Origin of the sequence: Methyloversatilis universalis FAM5, from assembly GCF_000214035.2 — a bacterium.
GTDB classification, from domain to species: domain Bacteria; phylum Pseudomonadota; class Gammaproteobacteria; order Burkholderiales; family Rhodocyclaceae; genus Methyloversatilis; species Methyloversatilis universalis.
The window spans coordinates 199417-220883 of sequence record NZ_AFHG01000028.1 but is presented as its reverse complement, the minus strand read 5'-3'; the positions used below and the strand labels follow the sequence as shown (position 1 = coordinate 220883).

The window sequence follows — 21467 nt, the reverse complement described above, 5'->3', positions numbered from 1 at the left end:
GTCCTCAGCGAATCAGGTTGATGTGTTCGACCAGCGGGCCGAGCGCCAGCGCGGGCAGATAGGTGAGCGCACCGACCAGCAGCACGGTGAGCACCAGCAGCACGACGAACATCGGGCCGTGGGTGGGCAGCGCGGCGGACACACTGTCGGTGGCTGCGCGCGTCGCACGGATGCGGCCGGCCAGCGTGCCGGCCAGGGCCAGCACCGGCACGATGACCGCGAAGCGGCCGAGCGCCATCGCCAGCGCCAGTGCGCAGTTGTAGAAGGGCGTGTTGGCGGACAGGCCGGCAAAGGCGCTGCCGTTGTTGTTGGCCGCCGACGAGAAGGCGTACAGCACCTCGGTGAAACCGGCGGCGCCGGCATTCAGCAGGCCCGCACGGCCGGCTTCGCTGCCCACCGCGATCGCGGTGCCCAGCAGCACCAGCAGCGGCGTGACAAGGATCGCGATGACCACCGGCTTCATTTCCGCCGGCGATATCTTCTTGCCGAGGTACTCCGGCGTGCGGCCGGTCATCAGGCCGGCCACAAACACCGCCAGCAGCGCGAACAGCAGCATGCCGTAGAGGCCGGAGCCGACGCCGCCGAACACCACTTCCCCCAGCTGCATCAGCAGCAGCGCGACACCGCCGGACAGCGGCATCAGCGAGGCGTGCATCGCGTTGACCGCACCGCAGGACGCGGCGGTGGTGACTGCGGCGAACAGCGCGCTGGCGGCGATGCCGAAGCGCACCTCCTTGCCTTCCATATTGCCGCCGGCCTGCAGCGCACTCGCCGCCTGATCCACGCCCAGCGCAGCGAAGTGCGGATTGCCGGCCTGCTCCTGCGTCAGGATCACCGCCACCGCGGCGACGAACAGCACGGTCATCGCCGCCAGCAGCGCCCAGCCCTGACGACGGTCGCCCACCACCCGGCCGAAGGCCATGCACAGCCCGGCCGGAATGGCGAAGATGGCCAGCATCTGCAGCACATTGGTCCAGGCGGTCGGGTTCTCGAAAGGGTGGGCCGAATTGGCGTTCATGAAGCCGCCGCCATTGGTGCCCAGCATCTTGATCGCCTCCTGCGACGCCACCGGTCCCATGGCCAGCGTCTGGCTGCCGACCACACCGGCATCGGTATGCAACGGTTCGAGCAGCGCGACCGTCAGGTCAGGCGACAGGTTCTGGATCACGCCCTGCGCCGCGAACGCCAGCGCCAGCAGCACCGACAGCGGCAGCAGCAGCCACAGCGTGATGCGCACGACATCGACCCAGAAATTGCCGATGCCGGCCGCGGCGCTGCGGGCGAAGCCGCGCATCAGCGCAAACGCCACCGCGATGCCGGTCGCCGCGGACAGGAAGTTCTGCACCGTGAGCCCCAGCATCTGGGTCAGATGGCTCATCGTGGTTTCGCCGGCATAGCCCTGCCAGTTGGTATTGGTGACGAAACTCACCGCGGTATTGAGCGCGGAATCCCAGGTGGGCGCCGCGAAGTGCTGCGGGTTCAGCGGCAGCACCGGCTGCAGCTGCTGCAGCGCGTACAGAAACAGCGCACCGGCCAGATTGAACAGCAGCAGCGCGCCGGCATAGCCGCGCCAGTCCTGCTCGGCGCCGGATACGCCGCAGGCGCGCAGCAGCCGACGCTCGACGCCGGCCAGCGGCTGCGGCGCGCGCTCGACCAGCAGGGCCAGCACCCGCCCCAGCGGCACCGCGATCAGCCACACCGCCAGCACGAAGGTGGCCAGCAGCATCCACATCTGCGTGGTCATCAGAAATCCTCCGCGCGCCACAGCGCGTAAACCAGATAGAGGGCCAGCGCGACCGCCAGCGCGGCACAGACGGGATAGAGCGGATTCATGGCGACGAGTCCCCGGTCAGCAGCGGCGCCCGCACCATGCGGACGTCCATGGATGAAAGGCTAGACAGGCCGGTGCAAAGACGGCCTATAAATCGCGGACGCCTGCGTAAACACCGCGTAAACGCGCCATCGCGGCGGCAATCTTTCTGCAACCGGCGCGTGACGGTTCTGCAGCCCGTGGCCTTCAAACTGTGCGGATGGCCCCGCCTCCACCCATCCATACGCTGGTACTGCTGCCCGGACTGGACGGCAGCGACCGCTTCCTGCGGCCGCTGGTCGAGGCGCTGCCGGCGCACATCCGGCCGCGTGTGCTCAGCTATCCGCGCGATGGGGATCAGCGCTACCCGGCGCTGCTCGCCGGCGTCAGCGCGCAGGTGCGCGATCTCGAGCGCTACTGGCTGCTCGGCAGCTCGTTCGGCGGGCCGCTGGCGCTGCGGCTGGCCGCCGAGGCGCCGTCGCGCGTGTGCGGCGTGGTGCTGTCGACCAGCTTCGTGCGCATGCCGCGGCCGGAGCTGGCGAAGTGGGCGCCGTACGCGAATGCGGCGGTGATCGGCGCACTGCGCACGGTGCGCCGGCTGCCGGTGTGGCTGGGCCGGTCGCCGTCCGACCCCTTCCGCCGCGCCAAGGCCGACACCTGGCGCGGCGTGTCGTCGCGCGAACTGGCGGCACGGGTGCGCGCGGTGATGCGGGAGGATGCCTCCGCACTGCTGGCGGCGCTGAAGGTACCGCTGCTCTGCCTCGCAGCCGAACAGGACAGCGTGGTGCCGGCCCACAATCTGGACGCGATGCGCGCACTGCGCCCCGACCTCCGGGTGGCCCATCTGCCCGGCTCGCACATGGCGCTGTTCCACCACGCGGACAGCGCGGCCCGCATCATCACCGGCTTCATCGACCGCCCGACCGATCGCTGACTCAGCCCCCGCTGAGCGCCTGCACGATCACCAGTTCGCCCTGCGGGTCGGCCGGCCGGCCGAGGTCGTGCACCGGCTGTCCGTCGACGAAGAAACGGATGTGGCGGCGGATGCGCCCCTGCTCGTCGACCATGCGGAAGGCGATGCCCGGATACTGAAGGTCGAGCGCGGTCACCACCTCGGCCAGCGTGGCGCCGTCGGCCTCGGCCTGCGCGCTGTCGGTGTAGCTGCGCAGCGCCCCTGGAATGAGCACTTTCACGGCAGCCCCTTCATCGGGCAGCAGGTTCGGCCACCTCGACCGCGTAGATGTCGGGCAGGTGGCGGGCGATGCAGCACCAGTGCGCACCCTCGTCGGTACTGGCCCACAGTTCGCCGCTGGTGGTGCCGAAATAGAGGCCGACCGAAGGCTGGCTGTCCGCGGTCATCGCCTGCCGCTTCACGGTCCACCACGCCTGTTCGGCCGGTAGGCCGGCGTCCTGCCGCTGCCAGCGCTCGCCGCCGTCGCGGGTGACGAATACCGCCGGCCGTCCGCCCGGGCTGGTACGCGGCCACACCGAGGTGCCGTCCATCGGAAACACCCAGGCGGCGTCGGGGTCGCGCGGGTGCACCACCATCGGAAAGCCGATGTCGCCCACGTCGGCCGGCATGCCGCCGCCGATGTGACGCCAGCGGGTGGCGGGCCGGTCCAGCCGGAAGAGGCCGCAGTGGTTCTGCTGGTAGAGCCGGTCCGGATTGGCCGGGCAGAGGCGGATGCAGTGCGGGTCGTGGAAGGTGGCGTCATTCACGTCGAAGCCCTCGACCACCTTCAGACCGTCGATCAGCGGCGCGAAGCTGCGGCCGGCGTCGAAGGATTCATGCACGCCGCCGCCGGACATCGCCATATACATATGCGCGGGGTCGCGCGGGTCGATCAGGATGGAATGCAGCTTGGGGCCGTCCGGCGTGCCGTCCTGCACCGTGCCCATCCACTTTCGGTACTGCGGATCGTCGTTGATGGCCGAGCACGGTGCCCAGCTGACGCCGCCGTCTTCCGAGCGGAACAGGCCCTGCGGGCTGGTACCGGCGTACCACACGCCCGGCTCGCTCGCGTGCCCCGGTGTGAGCCAGAAGGTGTGGTCAACGCTGCGCCCCCTGCCGTCTTCGGCCTTGGCGAACGCCGGCGGCCGAGTGGCTTCGGCCCAGTTCCGGCCGAAGTCGGTGGAGCGGAATATCGTGGGGCCGAGGTGACCGGTCTTGGCCGCGGCCAGCAGCGTGCGGCCGTCTCGCGGGTCGAGCACCAGATGACTGATGACATGGCCGAGGAAATGCGGGCCATCGACCTGCCAGGTCCGGCGCTCGGCATCGGCATGGTAGAGCCAGGCGCCCTTGCGGGTGGCGACCAGCAGCGTGACCGGGCCAGCGGTGTCGCGGGGTGGGTTCATGACGCATCCTCCAGAGTCGGTCGGATTTCCGGCGGCCCGATCGGCCACCGGCATGTCCGGTCGACGAAGCAGCGGGCGCCGTTTCGACAGTCGACGGCCGCGTCATGATGCGCCGCCGGCGACGGCGCGCCCAGCCCCGCTCAGCTGGCGGGTTGCGTCGCGGGCACCGGCTCCAGACCCAGTTCGCGGTTGTAGTAGAGGATGTTTTTCGGGCCGTCGCACATGCGGGTGCGGATTTCGAAGGCCGACATGAGCACGCAGAACAGGTCGTCGTGCCGCATCGGCGTGTCGCGGTGGGGTCTGAGCTGTTCCATCGTGTAGTCGAAGTGCCTGCCCAGCCACACGATGGCCGGTACGCGGAGCTGCTCCTCCGGCGCCAGCATGCGGGGCGCCGAGTGCAGATAGAGCCCGCTTTCGCCCAGCGACTCGCCGTGATCCGACACATAGAGCATGGCGGTCTCGTACTCGCCGTCATAGCGCTTCAGCAGTCCGATCACCTCGGCCAGGAAGTGATCGGTGTACAGGATGGCGTTGTCGTAGGCGTTGTCGATTTCCTGCTTGGAGCAGTCGCGCAGCTCCTTGCTGCGGCACACCGGCGTGAAGCGTTCGAATTCCTTCGGGTAGCGGCGGTAGTACTCCGGTCCGTGGTTGCCCATCTGGTGCAGCACGATGAGCATGTCGCGCCCCTTGTGCGACTCGATGTAGCGGTCCAGCCCGTCCAGCATGCCGACATCGCGGCACTCGTCGTCGCAGGCCGGATTGCGCTTGGGCGAGCGGAAATCCTCGTAGGTCATCCGGGTGGCGACGCCCTTGGAATCGGAATTGTTGTCGCGCCACAGCACGTGCACGCCGTTCTCGAACAGCACGTCCAGCGCGTTCTCGGTGCGCAGCGCCTCGCCGCGGTTGAAGTGCTCCTGCTTCTGCACCGAGAACATGCAGGGCACCGACTCGGCGGTGGAGGTGCCGCAGGCGGTCACGTTGCGCAGGCTCACCACGTCTTCCTGCGCCAGCCGCGGGTTGGTCGGCCGGCCATAGCCGTTGAGCGAGAAGCGGTCCGCGCGGGCGGTTTCGCCCACCACCAGCACCACCAGTTCCGGCCGGTGCTGCGGGCCGATGTGCTGGGCGTCCTCCGCCACCTGTCCGAGAACACCGGTGTCGCGCTGCTCGAAATGCTCGCCGACATAGCGCACCAGTGAATAGCTGAAGAAGATGGGGTTCGCGTACATCCGCGTGGTCTTGTGCTCGCGGATGAAGGAGGCGTAGCCCGAGGTGAAGGGTGCCGCCACCGCGACCAGGCCGACCAGCAGCAGCAGCGACAGCAGCGCGCGCGCGCCCAGTTCACGCCAGATCGACGTTGTACGCGGCCAGTTGCGCACGACCCACCAGGCGGGCAGCACGCCGAACAGCACGGTGCGCCAGATCAGGCTGAAGCTGAACAGGCCGGCCACTTCCTCGCGCTGGGTGGCTGCGATGTTCTCGATCATCACGGTGTCGATCACCACCGCGTACTGGTCCATGAAGTAGGCCGCCTGCGACGCCGCGACCAGCAGCGTGGCCAGCACCCAGCGCCCGGCACGGCCGGGCGTCAGCAGCACCAGGAAGAGCACGGTGGACAGCGTGAAGAACAGCGTGAGCGACGACAGGAAGGGCAGATTCGCACCGGTCAGCGGATAGACCTCGCCGAGCCGTTCGAACAGCTCGAGATTGCCGGTGACCATGATGAACAGCCCGGCGAGCGCGGCAATGCGGCTCTGCGGGGTGAGAACTGAAAATTTGCGCACGATCGAATTGTGTCCGGCGGAGCGCTTCAAATGATTAAGGAAGCCAATAAACCGCCGGCGGCCCGGTGCCCCCGGGTGCGCGGCCTCGCTCCGGCTGCGCATTATAGGGAGGTGCGCCGCCCCGTACTCAGCGGCGTCGCCAGGCCGACGGCGTGCAGCCCATTTCCAGCCGGAACATGTAGGAAAAGGCGGAGGTGGAGGCATAGCCGAGGTCGAGCGCGATGTCGGTCACGTTGCGCCCGGCGCACAGCCATTCCACCGCCAGAAACACCCGCAGCCGGTGACGCCACGCGCGCAGCGAGAGCCCCACCTCGCTTTCGAAGCGGCGCAGCAGCGTGCGGCCGGACCAGCCCAGTTCGCGCGCCCAGGCGTCCGCGCTGCGGTCATCGGCCGGCTCGGACAGCAGGGTTTCGCACAGATGGTGCAGCTGCGGGCTGCGCGGCCAGGGCAGGTGGAAATCCTGCACCCTGAGCCGCTGCAGCTGCGCGCGGATGAGCGCGTTCAGCGTGCCGATGTAGTCCGCGCTCTCGGCACGCGTGCCGGCCGCCTCCAGTTCGATGATGAGGGCGCGCATCAGCGGCGACACCGACAGCACGGTGCAGGTGGCTGGCATGTCCAGCCCGGGCACGTCGGCCACGTAGAGATTGCGGAAGGCGGCGCCGTGCAGCGCGCCGGTGGTGTGCGGCACGCCGGTCGGCACCCAGATCGCCTGTTCCGGCGTGATCACGTACCAGGCGTCGGCCACGGTCACCACCAGCGTGCCGGAGGTCGCGTAGACGAGCTGGTTCCAGCCGTGGGTGTGCATCGGAAAGATTTCGCGCGGCGCGAGGTTCTGCGCACGCATCACCACGTCGGCCGGCAGCGTGTCGAATTCCGGCACCGCTATCGTCGTCCATTCCTGCAGCCGGAACACCGCGCCCTCCTCCCGCATCGTCTGTCCGCGCCCCGTGAGCTGACGCGGCGCCCTGTCATTTCATCGACAGCGATGGTCAGTGTATCGAAAGACATACCGATCACGGCGCCCTAGCATGGCAGACCCTCCCTGTCCGCCGCACCGCCATGTCTGCCGCTTCGCTTCCCCTGCCTCACGCATCACCGGAAACCCGCGTGCGGGTCATCCTGGCCGGCATCTGCGCGCTGGTGCTGACCGTCGGCCTCGCCCGCTTCGCCTACACGCCGCTGCTGCCCATCATGCGCAGCCAGGCCGGGCTGTCGCACGTGGCCGGCGGCTGGCTGGCGACCATCAACTACGCCGGCTACATGACCGGCGCGCTGATCGCCGCCTCGGTCAGCGATCTGCGCTTCAAGTACCTGTTCTACCGCTTCGGGCTGGTGGTCGCGGTGATCAGCACCGCCGCCATGGGCCTGACTGACGACACCGTGCTGTGGGGCGTGCTGCGCTATCTGTCCGGCGTGTCCAGCACCGCCGGCCTGCTGCTCGCCTCCGGTCTGGTGCTGAACTGGCTCATCCGCAACGGTCACCGGCCGGAACTGGGCCTGCACTTCATCGGCCTCGGTCTGGGCGTGGCGGTGTCGGGTGTCGCGGTGGCGGCCATGGTCGAGTGGCTGCGCTGGGACCAGCAGTGGCTGGGCCTGGGCCTGCTGGGCGCGGTGCTGTTCGTGCCGGCCTGGCGCTGGCTGCCGCCGCCGGTGGTCACGCAGGCGGACGGCCGCGCATTGCCCGCGAGCATGGTGGCGCCGCCGGCGACCCGCTGGACCGGCCTGCTGATGGCCACCTATTTCTGCGCCGGCTTCGGCTACGTGATCAGCGCCACCTTCATCGTCGCCATCCTGGAAAAGCTGCCGCTGCTGGCCGGGCGCGGCGGCTGGGTATGGGTGCTGGTCGGTGCCACGGCGACGCCGTCCGGCTTCATCTGGGACCGCGTGGCGCGTGCCGTTGGCCAGATCCCGGCGCTGCTGATCGCCTACGCGCTGCAGACCGTGTCCATCCTGCTGCCGGTCGTCAGCGACGACCCGCTGCTCAATCTGCTCGGTGCGGCGCTGTTCGGCGGCACCTTCGTCGGCATCGTGAGCCTCACGCTGACGCTGACCGGGCGCCACTATCCGGATGCGCCGGCCAAGGCCATGGCGCGCATGACTTTGAGCTATGGCGTGGCGCAGATCGCCGCGCCGGCGATGGCCGGCTATATCGCGGCAGCCACCGGCAGCTACCGCGGCGCGCTGGCGATGGCGGCGGCCTTCATGATCGCCGGCATGGTGCTGCTCGAACTGCTGCGGCGGACCGACACGATGCCGGAGGCGCCCGCCGGGCACTGAGCCGCGGCTTCAACCGCCACCGCCGAAATCGCCGGCATCGATGCCGAACCACACCACGCCCGGCGTCTTTTCGACCACCACGGTGTCGCCGTCGAGCCGGTAGCTGAGCTGCAGGTGGTGGCGCGGGTTGGCCAGCACCGCCGGATTGAACACCGCGCAGTTCTGACCGGCCGGGCGCCGGACCGACTGGATGAGCAGACCGGGGTGCCCCTCGCGGTGAATGCGCGCGCCGACCGACTGCGGAAAGCGGTAGTCCGCCGGGTGCAGCAGATCCGGCCAGTCGGCGGTGAGCGGCCGGAAATCCAGCAGCGCCGCCTGGCAGCTCACCATGTACACCTTGCGCTCGGCCACCACCGATTCGCGCTCGAAGCCGGCGTCGGCCAGCAGGCCCATGCGCCAGTGCCAGGCGGATTCATACACCGTGGTGTCGACCGACTCCGAGCCGTACCACACGCCATGGTGGCCGTCGGAAAAGCGGCTGGCCTGCCAGTGCTGGAACGGCCAGGCGATGGCGTTGAACCAGGCGGCGTCCTCGAACGGGCGGTGCACGACAGGCGTGGGCGAGCGGTAGGGCGGCGGCTTGGCGTCGCCCTCCACCTTCTGCGCCAGCGCCCATTCGGCCGGGTCTTCGCTCAGATCGTCGAACAGATCCTGCGAACTGCGCAGCGACACGATGTTGCGGAACACGTCCTGCCGGACATCGGCCAGCGTGAGCCGCGCAAACAGATCGCCCTGCCCCGCCGGCACGCGGCCGGCATCGGAACCACTCACTGGCCGCGTGCCCGGTCGAGGTAGGCGCGCACCATTAGCAGGCCGGCGAAGCCCCACTCCTTCACCACCTCGACCGGCGTCAGGTTGTCGAAAGCGCGGTTGCGGGTGCTCATCCAGCGGTAGGCCAGATCGCGGTTCTGCGGAAACAGCAGGCGCAGATTCTTGTGGATGCCCAGCAGATGACCGACCCGCTCGTACTGGTCGCGGCTGCCGCCGATCGGCTCGCCGCGGCGGTAACGCGCCAGCGCCGCGCGGTTGCTGGCGGCGATGCCGAGCAGCGCGGCCTGGTCTTCGGTGCCCAGCTGCCAGTGGTCAAGCAGGGTCATGGTCATGCGGGCCAGCGCGCCGCGGTCTTCTGACCCGGTGACGGGCTTGTCGGCCAAGGCGCCCATGGCGGCTCTCCTGTGGGAATCGGTTTCAGGCTTCAGCATAGCCTATTGGTTTCGATTCACACTGATTTTGTTCCGAAAGAAACAAAATCTGCACACGGGTTGGCCGCGCAGCGTGCCGGGTCAGCCGGGCAGCGCCTCCGCCATCGCTTCGCCCATGCGCACCGTGCGGCCCGGCTGCCAGTCCGGACGGGCGCGCAGCACGCCCTTCGGGAACAGCATCACCACGGTCGACCCGAGCAGGAAGCGGCCCATTTCCTCGCCGCGGGCGAGCCGGATGTCCTGATCCTCGTAACGCCACTCGCGCAGCGCGCCGGTGCGCGGCGGATTGATCAGGCCGTGCCACACGGTCTGCATGCTGCCCACCACCATGGCGCCGACCAGCGTGAGCACGAAGGGGCCGAAGGCCGATTCGAACAGGCACACCACCCGCTCGTTGCGCGCGAACAGGCCGGGCACGCCCGCCACGGTGGCCGGATTCACCGAATACAGGCTGCCCGGCACATGAATCATGCGCAGCAGTCGCCCGTCGCAGGGCATGTGGATGCGGTGGTAGTCCTTGGGGCTCAGATAGATGGAAATCGCGTCGCCGCCTGCGAAGGGCGCGGCCAGTGACGCATCGCCGCCGACCAGCGCGCGTGCGCTGTAGGGGTGGCCCTTCACCTGCAGGATGGTGTCGTCCTGCAACCGCACGCAGTCGATCACCGCGCCATCGACCGGGCTGACGAAAGGCGCATCGGCCAGCGGACGCGCATCCGGGCGCAAAGCGCGGGTGAAGAAATCGTTGAAACAGGCGTAGCGGGACGGATCCGGCTCGACCGCCTCGCTCATGTCCACGCCGTACTTGCGGATGAAGCGGGGGATGATGCCGCGCGTCCATGCGCCACGCGAATTGGCAACGAATTCGGCGAAACGGGTCAGGCCCATCTGGGGCGTCACGTGCTGCATCAGCACGAACAGGCGATCGCGAAGATCAGGTGACGACATTGTCGGATCTCATATGGGGGCGCCTTTCCGGGCCGATGCGAAGGCGGGCGGACAGACGTCAGCGCGCTGCGCGGCCGGAGCACCCCGTTTTTTTGGTCCCGCATATTAATTGAAGCACCGCACCCCGGCATGCGCCACGCAGACAGCGCGCACGTCAGCGCCCCGGGCGGAAGCGGTATCGAAGCACTGATCACGATGCTAGGCTCATCACTTCACCCGACCGCACACCCCACCCGCCCCCTCACCCGACGCCCGGTCGGCACACCGCAGCGCGCGACCGCACGTGCGTTACCGAAACAGGAGCACGACATGAAAACTCTCAGTCCGGCACTGCTTTGCCTCGGCTTCGCGCTCAGCCCCGGCGCCTGGTCCGCCAGCGGACGGATCGACAGCTTCGGCGCCAGCCAGACCACAGTGCAGACCGGCAGCACGGTGGATTTCTTCGTGTCCTTCAGCGTGAATACCTCGTCGCGTATGGACGGCGGCAACGACGCGGTCGAACCGGCACCGGTCGAGGGCGACCAGCAATGGGTGATGAACTGGTACGGGTACGAAGCAGAAAGCGTGAGCGCGGTCTTCCTGCAGGCCGGCGGCCAGAACTTCGCCGACTATCCGTCGTCAGCGCCAGGAAGCGGGTATGCGAACGGCTGGTCCTTCTCGCTGCTTTTTCCGACCGAAGGCAGTTTCGACATTGTCGTGGGCGGCGGCTGGAGCGCGGTCAATGCGGTGTCCTACGGCAGCGAAATCGCTTCCAGAACCTGCACCGGCGACGGGGACGGCGGCCTGAGCTGCTCGTCATGGGTGTACAGCTATCCGCAGTACGACACCACTACCTCGGCCGACGGATCGTTCGACGGCAGGTCGATCACCATCAACGTGACCGCGGTTCCTGAACCGACGGCCGCGGCGCTGTGGCTGGCCGGGCTGGGTGGCCTGCTGGCCGGCCGATCGGCCGACCGGCGTCGCCGCCGCGCGCGGGTCGCGCGCCCCGACTGAAAGAGAACGGGCCCGGCTTTCGCATGCTGTGCGAAAAACCGGGCCCGTCGCGTCGTCCGGCGTCTGCAACCGCCGGAAAACCCTCGATCAGCTGTGCTTGTAGTGCTTGCGCAGCGGCTTCACCACTTCCCACGACGACTTCAGGCCCTTCGGGAACACGACGAAATCGCCGGCCTTGATCACCACCTTCTCGCCACCGCGCGGCGTGACGTGGATTTCACCTTCCAGCAGGTAGGCGCTTTCGGTCATGTCGAAATCGAGCGGAAACTTCGACACTTCCTTTTCCCAGATGGACCAGCTGGCGACGCCCAGCTGTTTCAGTTTCTCTTCCGACGGATTGTGTTCAACGACGATCTGGGACATGTGAGCTCCTTGGATGGGTAAAGCGGAAAACCGGTCGTACGGCCCCCGGGACGGGGTGCCGGACAGCACGGGCCGCATTGTAGGCACACAGTGCGACGCACCCGGCGCGCCCGGCCTGGATCGCCGCCGGCGCGGCACAGCGGCGGGCACACTGCGACGCGCCGGCAACACCTTCGCGTAAGCTCGGCCCGCCCGCTGAACACTTTTCCCGCTCCGCATGCGCAAGACACCGCCTTCCGCCGACGCCCTGCTGCCCGCCGCCACCGTCCGCGTGCGCGGCGCGCGCGAACACAATCTGAAGGACATCGACGTCGATCTGCCGCGCGACGCGCTGGTCGCGTTTTCCGGTGTATCCGGCTCCGGCAAATCCTCACTGGCGTTCGGCACGCTGTACGCCGAGGCGCAGCGGCGCTATCTGGAATCGGTGGCGCCGTACGCGCGCCGGCTGATCGACCAGGCCGGCGTGCCGGATGTCGACAGCATCGAAGGCCTGCCGCCGGCGGTGGCGCTGCAGCAGCAGCGCGGCACGCCGGGCGCGCGCTCATCGGTGGGCAGCGTGACCACGCTGTCCAGCCTGCTGCGTCTGCTGTATTCACGCGCCGGCCGCTACCCGGCGCGCCAGCCCATGCTGCAGGCGGAGGACTTCTCGCCCAACACGCCGCAGGGCGCCTGCCCGGACTGTCACGGGCTGGGCCGCGTGTTCGAGGTGAGCGAAGACACGCTGGTGCTCGACCCCTCGCTGACGATACGGGAAGGCGCAGTCAGCGCCTGGCCGCCGGCCTGGCACGGGCAGAACCTGCGCGACATCCTGGTCAGCATGGGCATGGACATCGACCTGCCGTGGGCGAAGCTGCCGCGCAAGGTGCGCGACTGGATCCTGTTCACCGACGAACAGCCGGTGGTGCCGGTGTATGCCGGCCTGACGCCGGAAGAGACGCGCATCGCGCTGCGGCGGAAGATGGAGCCGAGCTATCAGGGCACCTTCACCAGCGCGCGCCGCTACGTGCTGCACACCTTCGCGACGACGCAGAGCGCGCTGATGAGAAAGCGCGTGTCGCGCTACATGCGGGCCAGCGACTGCCCGGCCTGCGACGGCAAGCGGCTCAAGCGGGAGGCGCTGGCAGTCACCTTCGCCGGGCTGGACATCGGTGCGCTGTCGCGCCAGCCGCTGTCCGAAGTGGCACGCCTGCTGGCCCCCGCCGCCGCCGGTGAGGCGGACGCACGGCTGTCCGAGGAAAAACGCCTCGCGGCGCAGCGGCTGGCCGGCGACGTGGTCGACCGCATCGAGGTGCTGCTGCGGCTGGGTCTCGGCTATCTGACGCTGGAACGCAGCACGCCCACGCTGTCGCCGGGCGAACTGCAGCGGCTCAGGCTGGCCACCCAGCTGCGCTCGCAGCTGTTCGGCGTGGTCTATGTGCTGGACGAACCGTCCGCCGGCCTGCATCCCACAGACGGCGAGGCGCTGTTCGACGCCCTGCTGCAATTGAAACAGGCGGGCAACAGCGTGTTCGTGGTCGAGCACGACCTCGACATGATCCGCCGCGCCGACTGGGTGGTCGATGTCGGTCCGGGCGCCGGCAGCGAGGGCGGACGCATCGTCTACAGCGGGCCGCCCGAGGGTCTGGCGGGTGTCTGCGGGTCGGCCACCGCGCGCTTTCTGAAGTCGGACCTGCCGGCGCCGCGTACCCCGCGCACGCCGTCCGGCTGGCTGGCGCTGCACGACGTGAGCCGCAACAACCTGCACCGGCTGGACGCGCGCATACCGCTCGGGGTGCTGTGCGCGGTGACCGGCCTGTCCGGCTCCGGAAAGTCCAGCCTGATCAGTCAGGCACTGGTCGAACTGGTGGCCGAACACCTGGGCCACGTGGTCGAAGCGGAGCCGGAGCACGACGACGGCGAACAGCCGCCGGCCGACAGTGCGCCGACCGAAGGCCGGCTGGGCGGAGGCGCGGACGCGATACGCCGGCTGGTGCGCATCGACCAGAAGCCGATCGGCCGCACGCCGCGCTCCAACCTCGCCACCTACACCGGCCTGTTCGACGAGGTGCGCAAGCTGTTCGCGCAGACGCCGGCGGCGCGCAAGCGCGGCTTCGACGCCGGGCGCTTCTCGTTCAACGTGGCCAAGGGCCGCTGCCCGACCTGCGAGGGGGAAGGCTTCGTCAGCGTCGAACTGCTGTTCATGCCCGGCGTGTACGCGCCCTGCGCCGACTGCCACGGCACCCGCTACAACCCGGCCACGCTGGCAGTGACCTGGCAGGGCCGCAACATCGCCGAAGTGCTGGACCTCACGGTCGATCAGGCCTGCGAGGTGTTTGCGGACGAACCCCGGGTGCGCGCCCCGCTCACGCTGCTGAGCCGGCTCGGCCTGGGCTATCTGCGGCTGGGCCAGCCGGCCACCGAACTGTCGGGCGGCGAGGCTCAGCGCATCAAGCTCGCCACCGAACTGCAGCGCAGCGGACGAGGCGGCACGCTGTACGTGCTGGACGAACCGACCACCGGCCTGCATCCGGCCGACGTCGAACGCCTGCTCGGCCAGCTCGAAGTACTGGTCGATGCCGGCAACAGCGTGGTGCTGGTCGAACACGACATGCGACTGGTGGCGCGCGCGGACTGGGTGATCGACATGGGGCCGGGCGCCGGTGCGGAGGGTGGCCGCATCGTTGCGCAGGGTACGCCGGCCGAAGTCGCACAGGCGGCGGACAGCCGCACCGCGCCCTATCTGCGCCGGGCGCTGCAGGGCAGCGGCACGATGACGGCGGCGAAGAAGGCGGCGATGAAGCGGAACAGATGAAGGGGCGTGCCGGCGGACGACCCGCGACCGGCACATGTGAAACGGGGCGCCGCAGCGCCCCTTGAATGAATATCCGGCATCCGCCCTGCCCGCGCTGAGTGACCTGCTTCAGGCCGCAGCATTCGGTGGGCGCGGACGGGCGCCGGGATCAGGCGTAGGTGTCGATGATGTTTTTCGACGACGGTGCGACCGGCTGCGGCGCCGGCAGGGCCTCCAGCAACTGGGCCGCGCTCTGCGCCTGAATGTCGAGCGCCTTCTTCAGCACCATCGTGCCGGCGGCGTCAGCCACCCGCTGCTGCGACATTGCGGTGGCCGCACTGGCGATTGCGGAAACGTCCATGAATGCTCTCCTGCACCGTGAAGCGGCGCGCAGTCCGTATTAACGGCCTGCGCGCCGCCGTCTTGAACGGGCGCGGCTCAGGCCTCCGCCGCCGGCCCGTCCGCCTCCACGATCATGCCCGCGCCCACGGTGCCGTAACTGCCCTCGTCGATCACCACGAAGGCGCCGGTCGAGCGGTTGGTCGCGTACGCGTCGGCGAACACCGGGTGAGCCAGTCTGAAACGCACGCGGGCGATGTCGTTCATCGCGAGCCTTTCGGCCGGCAGGCGTTCCTGCGTATTCACGTCCAGCCGGTGATCGATGGCCACCAGCTTCGCGCGGACTTCGCGCGTCGTGTGCCGGATCAGATAGGTGCGCGCGCGGTCCATCGGCTGCGCCGACAGCCAGCACAGGTCGGCGGTGATTTCGCGCAGCACCCGCGGCGGCTGTTCCGGCGCCACGATCATGTCGCCGCGCGACACGTCGATGTCGTCCTCGAGCAGCAGCGCGACCGACTGTTCGGCGATCGCGCGGTCGAGCGTATCGCCGCCGATCTGGATCGCCTTCACCCGGGTACGCAGCCCGGACGGCAGCACGCTGACCGGGTCGCCGACCGCGATCCGGCCGGATTCGACCCGCCCCATGAAGCCGCGGTAGTCGTGCAGCGCCGGGTTGGCCGGGTCCTGCGGGCGGCACACCCACTGCACCGGAAAGCGCAGCGGCTGCGCGTGCGCATCGGCGCGGGTGTGTGCGGTTTCCAGCATGTCCATCAGCGTCGGTCCCTCGTACCAGTCCAGCCGCTCACCGCGCTCGACCACCATGTCGCCATGCAGCGCGGACATCGGCACGAAGCGGACCGTGCCGATGCCGGCGCGGGCGGCGAACGCGAGGTAGTCGGCGCGGATGCGCTCGAACACCGACTGCGCGTGATCCACCAGATCCATCTTGTTGATCGCCACCACCAGATGGGGAATGCCGAGCAGCGCCGCGATCCAGGTGTGCCGCCGGGTCTGTGTCTGCACGCCACGGCGCGCGTCGATCATGATGATGGCCAGATCGGCGGTCGAGGCGGCGGTCACCATGTTGCGGGTGTACTGCTCGTGCCCCGGCGCGTCGGCGATGATGTAGGTGCGTCGGCCTGACGAGAAGTAGCGGTAGGCCACATCGATGGTGATGCCCTGCTCGCGCTCGGCCTGAAGGCCATCGGTCAGCAGCGACAGGTCTATCGTTTCCAGCCCGCGCCGCGCCGACGTGCGTTCGATCGCCTGCAGCGTGTCGGCAAGTATGGCCCGGCTGTCGTGCAGCAGCCGGCCGATCAGCGTGCTCTTGCCGTCGTCCACGCTGCCGCAGGTCAGAAAGCGCAGCAGGCCGTTGTCTTCCGGAATGTTCATATGCAGTCCTCGATGACAGGTCGCATGGCGACCGGTATTCAGAAATAGCCTTCGCGCTTGCGCTGTTCCATCGACGCGTCACCGGTCTGGTCGTCCAGCCGGGTGGCGCCGCGCTCGCTCTGTGCGCTGCGGGCGGTTTCGAGCACGATGCGCTCGATCGTGTCGGCGTCCGACTCGACCGGGGCGGTGCACGAAATGTCGCCCACGGTGCGGAAGCGCACCCGCCTGACCGTCACCCGCTCGTCCGGCCCCGGCACATTGGTCAGCCCGCCGCCGGCCAGCGGCACGTTCACCGGCATCAGCAGCCCGTTGCGCTCGACCACCTCGCGCGCATGGGCGAAGTAGATGGACGGCAGCGCCAGCCGCTCGCGCGCGATGTACTGCCACACGTCGAGCTCGGTCCAGTTCGAGATCGGGAAGGCGCGCACGTGCTCGCCGGCATGGGTGCGGGCGTTGTAGAGATTCCACAATTCTGGGCGCTGGTTCTTCGGGTCCCACTGCCCGAACTCGTCGCGGAAACTCATGATGCGTTCCTTCGCGCGCGCCTTTTCCTCGTCGCGGCGCGCACCGCCGATGCAGCCGTCGAAGCCGTGTTCCTCGATCGCTTCGAGCAGCGTCACCGACTGGTGGCGGTTGCGCGATTCATGCGCGTGCTTGAGCACCACCGAGCCGCGCCGGATCGAATCCTCCACCGAGCGCACGATGAGCCGTTCGCCCAGTTCCGCCGCGCGGCGGTCGCGGAAGGCGATCACTTCGGCGTAGTTGTGACCGGTATCCACATGCAGCAGCGGAAACGGGAAGCGGCCGGGCCGGAAGGCCTTTTCGGCGATCCGCAGCAGGCAGACCGAATCCTTGCCGCCGGAAAACAGCAGCGCCGGGCGTTCGCACTGGCCGGCGACCTCCCGCATGATGTGGATGGCCTCGGCTTCCAGCCAGTCCAGATGCGACAGCCGGGTGGCGTCGGGCAGCATCGGCATGCGTGCATTCATGACATTGACCTCACTGGACAGTCGGTGCGGACGCTACGGGTACCGCAGCGTCGCTGAAAGGCAGGTCCTGCCACTGACCCGCGTGGTAGCGCAGCAGCCGCGCGCCGTCGAAGCGCCACAGGTGCAGCCAGCCGTGATCGACCAGCTGGCGCACCACCGCGTGCGTGGCCAGCACCCGCTCGATGGCGGCCGCCGGCGCGTCGATCGCCACGGTGAGCCGCACCGGCGCATGCACCCAGCGCTCGCCGTCGTGCAGCGACTGCCGCGACAGGCCGACGCGCAGATCGCCGCCATTGCCCTCGAACACGCCGATGCGGCCGCCCACCACGTTGTGCAGCAGCTTGTTGCCGCTGCCGAAGTGATCCGGCGCGCAGGTCGAGGCGTGGTACTGCCAGTTGATCCAGTGCGTCACCAGCATAGGCGCGGTCATCAGCAGTTCGAGCAGGCTGCCGTCCGGGTCGCTCGCGCTGTCGTAGTCGTGCAGGAAGGTGCGTCCGTCCAGCACCGCCGACTCGCTGCGCGCCCGCGACGCGATGATGAAGGCGGCATTGCCGGCCAGCCCCCACTCCGGCCGCGTCTGCGCACCGTCGTTGGCGCGCCGGCGCAGCTGGGCCAGCAGTTCGCCGTGACCGGTGCGCGGATCCAGCCCGAGCCGCGGCGCGCGCTCGCGCCTGACCTGGTCGCCGGCCTGGGCGAACACCGGCGCCAGCGCGTTCCAGCGCGCCTGTGCTTCGGCCGGCAGCAGGTCGAGGTCGAAGCCCTCGATCTCGTCGGTGGTGGTGTTGTGCAGACCGGCGACGAACACGGTGTCCGGCGGCAGGTCGAGGCCGCGCTGTACCAGCTCGGCGCGCACCTCGGCATCGTTGAGCAGCCGCGCCAGCGCGCGGGCATTCACCTCGCCGGTCTGGCCGCAGCAGGCGCCGCAGTCCAGCGCCGCGGCGTGCGCGTTGTTCGCGCTCTGGCTGCCATGACCGACCAGCAGCACCAGCGGCGCGAGCCCACGCTCCAGACCCATGGCGCGCAGCACCCGCGCGGCGAGCGCGGCGCGGCTGTCGAGGTCGAGACCGGCCAGCGCCGGACGGCACAGCGCGCGGTAGCGCGACGGCAGACCGTCCAGATGGTCACGCGCGCGGGCGGCACGCGACGGCCGCAGCCAGCGCGCCAGCTTGCCGACATAGCTCACGCCGGCCGCCTCGACGAAGGAGAAGGCCGCGCCCGGCCAGCGGCTGGCGGCCCGCCAGGAGCGCTGGCCGGCGAACTGGCGGCCCCGCGCGGCGCCGGCCGCGCGGTCGAGATCATGCGCGGGCCCGGTCTGCGCGCCGGCGCCTTCGATCCGGTCGCTCACCTCGATCGCCGGCGCCAGCAGCCCGGGCAGCTGCGGCCTGCGGGCGTCGGTGGCCAGCGGGGTATAGGCGATCGGCAGGCCGAAGAAGCCGGCAAAGCCCAGCGTGCGGATGCCGGGCCACACCGCCTCCAGCGCCCGCCGCATCGGCTCGCTGCGCACGTCGATGCAGAAGGCCGCCTGCACCTCGGGCCTTACCGCCGCGCCCTCCAGCGCGCGCGGGCTGCTGGCGCTGCCCAGGCGCAGCGCGAGCTGCCGCTGGTAGCGGGCGTCGAGCGCCGCCTGCCACACCTCGTCGATGCGCAGGGCGTCTTCGGCCTGCGCCAGCGCGAGCGGTGCGCGGGCCCACGCGGCCTGTACGGTGGCGAAGGAACGCTGTGCCGCCTCGTCCGCCTTGCCTTCGAGCAGCAGCGCGCCCCAGGCCAGACGGATGGCCAGCAGGTCGCGCAGATGCGGGTCCTGCTCGCCGCGCTGCGCGGCCTCCCAGCCGAGATAGGCGCACCACGAGGCCCAGCCATTGACGGTCAGCAGCACCGATTCGAGATAGTCGGCCCACACGTGTTCGGGCAGGCCCAGACGTTCCAGCACCCAGCGCTCGGCCTGCGCACGGTCGGCAGGCAGCGCGTGCAGCCGCCGGCTCAGGTCAGGCAGGCCCATCAGCACGCCGATGCCGTGGTCATGGCTCAGCGTATCGCGCCAGAAGGCGTACAGCCCGCCGGCCCGTTCCGGCTGCCAGTCGGCCTGGTGCTCGTCGAAGTAGGCGGCGCAGGTCTGGCTCACCTGATGGGTGATGGCCTGCCGCCAGGACAGCCGCTCGTGCCGTGACGGGTCGTCGTCGAGCACATCGATCAGCAGCGGCAGCCGCGGCAGCGCGGCCGGCTGCTCGAGCGCGGCGATGCAGGCGGCGGCATCCGGTCCGCCGGACGGCTGCAGCGCCCGTGCGGCGTCCAGATCGGCGGCGCTGAGGGCGCCGCTCTGCCAGGCCTCGCGGATGTAGTCGCGCGACGGAAACACCGGAATGCCGGCCAGCACCGCCATGCGCGCCGCCACCGCCCGCACGCTGCGGCCGATGCGCGACCAGTGCGGGTTCACCGCGATCGCGCGGTCCAGCGGCCAGGCGGGCGCAATTGCGCTGCAGGCGCGGGTGCAGGCGTCGTCGATCCGCTGCTGCAGCCGCCCGTCGTCCAGCAGGACGCCGTGGGCAGACACATCGTCCATGCCGGGCTGCGGGGCAGCAGGCGCATACGGGTGTGCGGATTCGGGAACAGTCGTCATCTGCATGGTCATCTCCATTCGATCAGATCAGGTCAGGACTGCGACGGGGCCGCGGCCACCGGCGGCACCCAGCGGGCCGGCCACAGGCCGAGAGCCAGGCGGGTGTAGAACTCATCCACGTAGAAGCCGGCGTAGCTGAGCCGGCGCCAGGCCGACAGCCAGTGCGGGCGGGTCTGCAGCACCGCCATGCCGGCGTAGAGCAGGGTCATGCCGGCCAGCGCGACGGCGCCGGTCAGGTCGTCCGGCCGGTCGGCCAGACCGAGCGGCAGGTGGTGTGCGAGACCCGCGGCCAGCGTGAGCAGGGCCACCGCCGCCAGACCGCTGCCGGCCTGCCACCAGGCGGCCTGCGAACCTGCGGCCGGCGCAGCGGACGCGGGCAGCCAGAGCAGCGGCGCCCAGGCCAGCGCCAGCACCAGCGTCCACCACGCCGGCCAGTCGATGCCGGTCCAGCCGGCCAGGGCCAGTACCGTAGCCGCGGTCAGCACCGGCGCCAGCAGCAGGCTGGGCAGCGAGGCCCGCTGTTCGCCCAGCATCATGCGCAGCCGGGTGTCGCGCACCGCGGTCGAGGCGGCGAGGAAGGCGTGCGCCTTGTAGAGCGAGTGGCCGATCAGGTGCAGCGCCGCGAACACGTACAGACCGAGGCCGCACTCGAGCACCATGAAACCCATCTGGGCCACCGTCGACCAGGCCAGCCTGACCTTGATGCTCACCCGGGTCAGCATGACCATGCCAGCCAGCAGCGCGGTCGCCAGACCGGCAATCACCAGCAGCCAGCGCGCGGCGGGCACCGTGTCGAGGAGCGGCGAGAAGCGGATGAGCACGACGCCGCCGAGATTGACCACGCCGGCGTGCAGCAGCGCGGACACCGGCGTGGGCGCTTCCATCACCTGGATGATCCAGCCGTGGGCCGGCAGCAGCGCGGTGCGCAGGACCACCGCCAGCGCCACGCAGAGCGCGGCGGCCTGCAGCGCCGGCGAGGCGCCGTGCGCCGCGACGTGCGCCCACAGGTCGGACAGCGAACCGCTGCCCACCGTGTACCAGGCGAGCGCCGCCGCCGCGATCAGCAGCAGGTCGGCCAGACGGTCGGCGAGATTTTTCTTGTGCGCCGCCAGCAGCGCGAACGGCCGGTCGGCGTAGAAGCACAGCAGCCGCTGCAGCGCGATGCCCACCAGTGCCCAGGCGGCGATCAGCAGCAGCCAGTGATCGGCCACCAGCATCACATGCACTGCCGCCAGCACGCCGGACAGCGCGCTCACGTAGCCGCGCTGGCCGGCTTCACCCTGCAGGTAGCGCGACGAGAACACGCCGATCACCGTGCCCACTGCCTGCACCAGCACTGCCATCGCTGCGGTGAAGGGGCCGAGCGCCACCCAGCCGTCCAGCCGCGGACCGGCCAGCCCTTCGCCCAGCCACAGCACGGCCGGCACCGCCAGCGTGGCCAGCAGCGCAGCGGCCGACAGGCGGGTGAAGCGCTGCCACAGCGCCGCCCCCTCCGCCGCCGACAGCCGGCCCAGCAGCATGGGCACACACATCAGCAGTGCCGGCAGCAGGGCCAGCGCGCCGGATTTCAAACCCCAGGTTTCCATGTCGCCACTCCTCGATCAGATTGCTGTCGATGATGTGGCGCAGGG

At 69.7% G+C, this 21467-nt stretch carries 19 protein-coding genes; 4 read left to right on the top strand and 15 right to left on the bottom strand.

Going from position 1 to position 21467, the window contains the following annotated elements:
- Window positions 1-4: 4 nt before the first annotated feature.
- Together kdpA and kdpF are read right to left on the bottom strand one after the other, a co-directional pair.
- Window positions 5-1744 carry a potassium-transporting ATPase subunit KdpA gene (gene kdpA / locus METUNV1_RS01230; protein WP_008058030.1) on the bottom strand — a complete coding sequence of 580 codons (1740 nt, stop codon included), beginning with the start codon at window positions 1742-1744 and terminating at the stop codon, window positions 5-7.
- Window positions 1744-1833, bottom strand: a complete 90-nt coding sequence (gene kdpF / locus METUNV1_RS01225) for a K(+)-transporting ATPase subunit F (RefSeq protein WP_008058029.1) — start codon at window positions 1831-1833, stop codon at window positions 1744-1746. The genes kdpA and kdpF overlap by 1 nt, the downstream gene beginning before the upstream one ends.
- A 197-nt stretch (window positions 1834-2030) precedes the next feature.
- Between kdpF and METUNV1_RS01220 the strand changes: the two genes are divergently transcribed.
- Window positions 2031-2744: an alpha/beta fold hydrolase gene (locus tag METUNV1_RS01220; RefSeq protein WP_008058028.1), complete on the top strand. Its 714-nt coding sequence runs from the start codon at window positions 2031-2033 to the stop codon at window positions 2742-2744.
- A gap of 1 nt (window position 2745) precedes the next feature.
- Here METUNV1_RS01220 and METUNV1_RS01215 read toward each other — a convergent pair whose 3' ends face one another.
- The 4 genes from METUNV1_RS01215 to METUNV1_RS01200 form a co-directional block, all read right to left on the bottom strand.
- On the bottom strand, window positions 2746-3003 hold the full coding sequence (locus METUNV1_RS01215; protein WP_008058027.1) for a MoaD/ThiS family protein: 258 nt from the start codon (window positions 3001-3003) through the stop codon (window positions 2746-2748).
- 10 nt (window positions 3004-3013) lie between these two features.
- The gene (locus METUNV1_RS01210; RefSeq protein WP_008058021.1) at window positions 3014-4165 is read right to left on the bottom strand and encodes a WD40/YVTN/BNR-like repeat-containing protein; all 1152 of its coding nucleotides are present in this window, start codon (window positions 4163-4165) and stop codon (window positions 3014-3016) included.
- A 140-nt stretch (window positions 4166-4305) separates the two neighbouring features.
- Window positions 4306-5946, bottom strand: a complete 1641-nt coding sequence (locus tag METUNV1_RS01205) for a phosphoethanolamine transferase (RefSeq protein WP_008058018.1) — start codon at window positions 5944-5946, stop codon at window positions 4306-4308.
- A 127-nt stretch (window positions 5947-6073) separates the two neighbouring features.
- A complete protein-coding gene (locus METUNV1_RS01200; protein WP_008058017.1) occupies window positions 6074-6877 on the bottom strand; it encodes an AraC family transcriptional regulator in 804 nt (267 codons plus the stop codon).
- A gap of 176 nt (window positions 6878-7053) precedes the next feature.
- Here METUNV1_RS01200 and METUNV1_RS01195 point away from each other — a divergent pair, with 176 nt between their 5' ends.
- Entirely contained in the window at window positions 7054-8223 is a 1170-nt protein-coding gene (locus METUNV1_RS01195; protein WP_008058015.1) for a YbfB/YjiJ family MFS transporter, read from the top strand.
- A 9-nt stretch (window positions 8224-8232) separates the two neighbouring features.
- Here the strand turns inward: METUNV1_RS01195 and METUNV1_RS01190 are convergent, their stop codons facing one another.
- The 3 genes from METUNV1_RS01190 to asd form a co-directional block, all read right to left on the bottom strand.
- A complete protein-coding gene (locus METUNV1_RS01190; protein ID WP_008058013.1) occupies window positions 8233-8994 on the bottom strand; it encodes an RES family NAD+ phosphorylase in 762 nt (253 codons plus the stop codon).
- A complete protein-coding gene (locus METUNV1_RS01185) occupies window positions 8991-9386 on the bottom strand; it encodes an MbcA/ParS/Xre antitoxin family protein (protein WP_008058011.1) in 396 nt (131 codons plus the stop codon). Before METUNV1_RS01185 ends, METUNV1_RS01190 begins: the two co-directional genes overlap by 4 nt.
- A 120-nt stretch (window positions 9387-9506) precedes the next feature.
- Window positions 9507-10370: an archaetidylserine decarboxylase gene (gene asd / locus METUNV1_RS01180; RefSeq protein ID WP_008058009.1), complete on the bottom strand. Its 864-nt coding sequence runs from the start codon at window positions 10368-10370 to the stop codon at window positions 9507-9509.
- Window positions 10371-10679: 309 nt separating this feature from the next.
- Between asd and METUNV1_RS01175 the strand changes: the two genes are divergently transcribed.
- Complete coding sequence (locus METUNV1_RS01175; protein ID WP_008058006.1) at window positions 10680-11366, top strand: PEP-CTERM sorting domain-containing protein; 687 nt, start codon at window positions 10680-10682, stop codon at window positions 11364-11366.
- An 87-nt stretch (window positions 11367-11453) separates the two neighbouring features.
- Here the strand turns inward: METUNV1_RS01175 and METUNV1_RS01170 are convergent, their stop codons facing one another.
- Entirely contained in the window at window positions 11454-11729 is a 276-nt protein-coding gene (locus tag METUNV1_RS01170) for a cupin domain-containing protein (RefSeq protein WP_008058005.1), read from the bottom strand.
- 217 nt (window positions 11730-11946) lie between these two features.
- Between METUNV1_RS01170 and METUNV1_RS01165 the strand changes: the two genes are divergently transcribed.
- The gene (locus tag METUNV1_RS01165) at window positions 11947-14520 is read left to right on the top strand and encodes an excinuclease ABC subunit UvrA (protein ID WP_008058003.1); all 2574 of its coding nucleotides are present in this window, start codon (window positions 11947-11949) and stop codon (window positions 14518-14520) included.
- Window positions 14521-14668: 148 nt separating this feature from the next.
- Here METUNV1_RS01165 and METUNV1_RS01160 read toward each other — a convergent pair whose 3' ends face one another.
- The 5 genes from METUNV1_RS01160 to METUNV1_RS01140 form a co-directional block, all read right to left on the bottom strand.
- Window positions 14669-14860 (bottom strand): YjfB family protein, encoded by a 192-nt coding sequence (locus tag METUNV1_RS01160; protein WP_008058000.1) that lies wholly within the window; start codon window positions 14858-14860, stop codon window positions 14669-14671.
- A gap of 77 nt (window positions 14861-14937) precedes the next feature.
- On the bottom strand, window positions 14938-16230 hold the full coding sequence (locus METUNV1_RS01155; RefSeq protein ID WP_008057999.1) for a sulfate adenylyltransferase subunit 1: 1293 nt from the start codon (window positions 16228-16230) through the stop codon (window positions 14938-14940).
- 38 nt (window positions 16231-16268) lie between these two features.
- Window positions 16269-17219 (bottom strand): sulfate adenylyltransferase subunit CysD, encoded by a 951-nt coding sequence (gene cysD / locus METUNV1_RS01150; RefSeq protein ID WP_008057997.1) that lies wholly within the window; start codon window positions 17217-17219, stop codon window positions 16269-16271.
- A gap of 10 nt (window positions 17220-17229) precedes the next feature.
- The gene (locus METUNV1_RS01145; protein WP_008057996.1) at window positions 17230-19779 is read right to left on the bottom strand and encodes a YbcC family protein; all 2550 of its coding nucleotides are present in this window, start codon (window positions 19777-19779) and stop codon (window positions 17230-17232) included.
- A gap of 89 nt (window positions 19780-19868) precedes the next feature.
- Window positions 19869-21422: an NADH-quinone oxidoreductase subunit L gene (locus METUNV1_RS01140; protein WP_008057995.1), complete on the bottom strand. Its 1554-nt coding sequence runs from the start codon at window positions 21420-21422 to the stop codon at window positions 19869-19871.
- Between the last annotated feature and the right edge of the window lie 45 nt (window positions 21423-21467).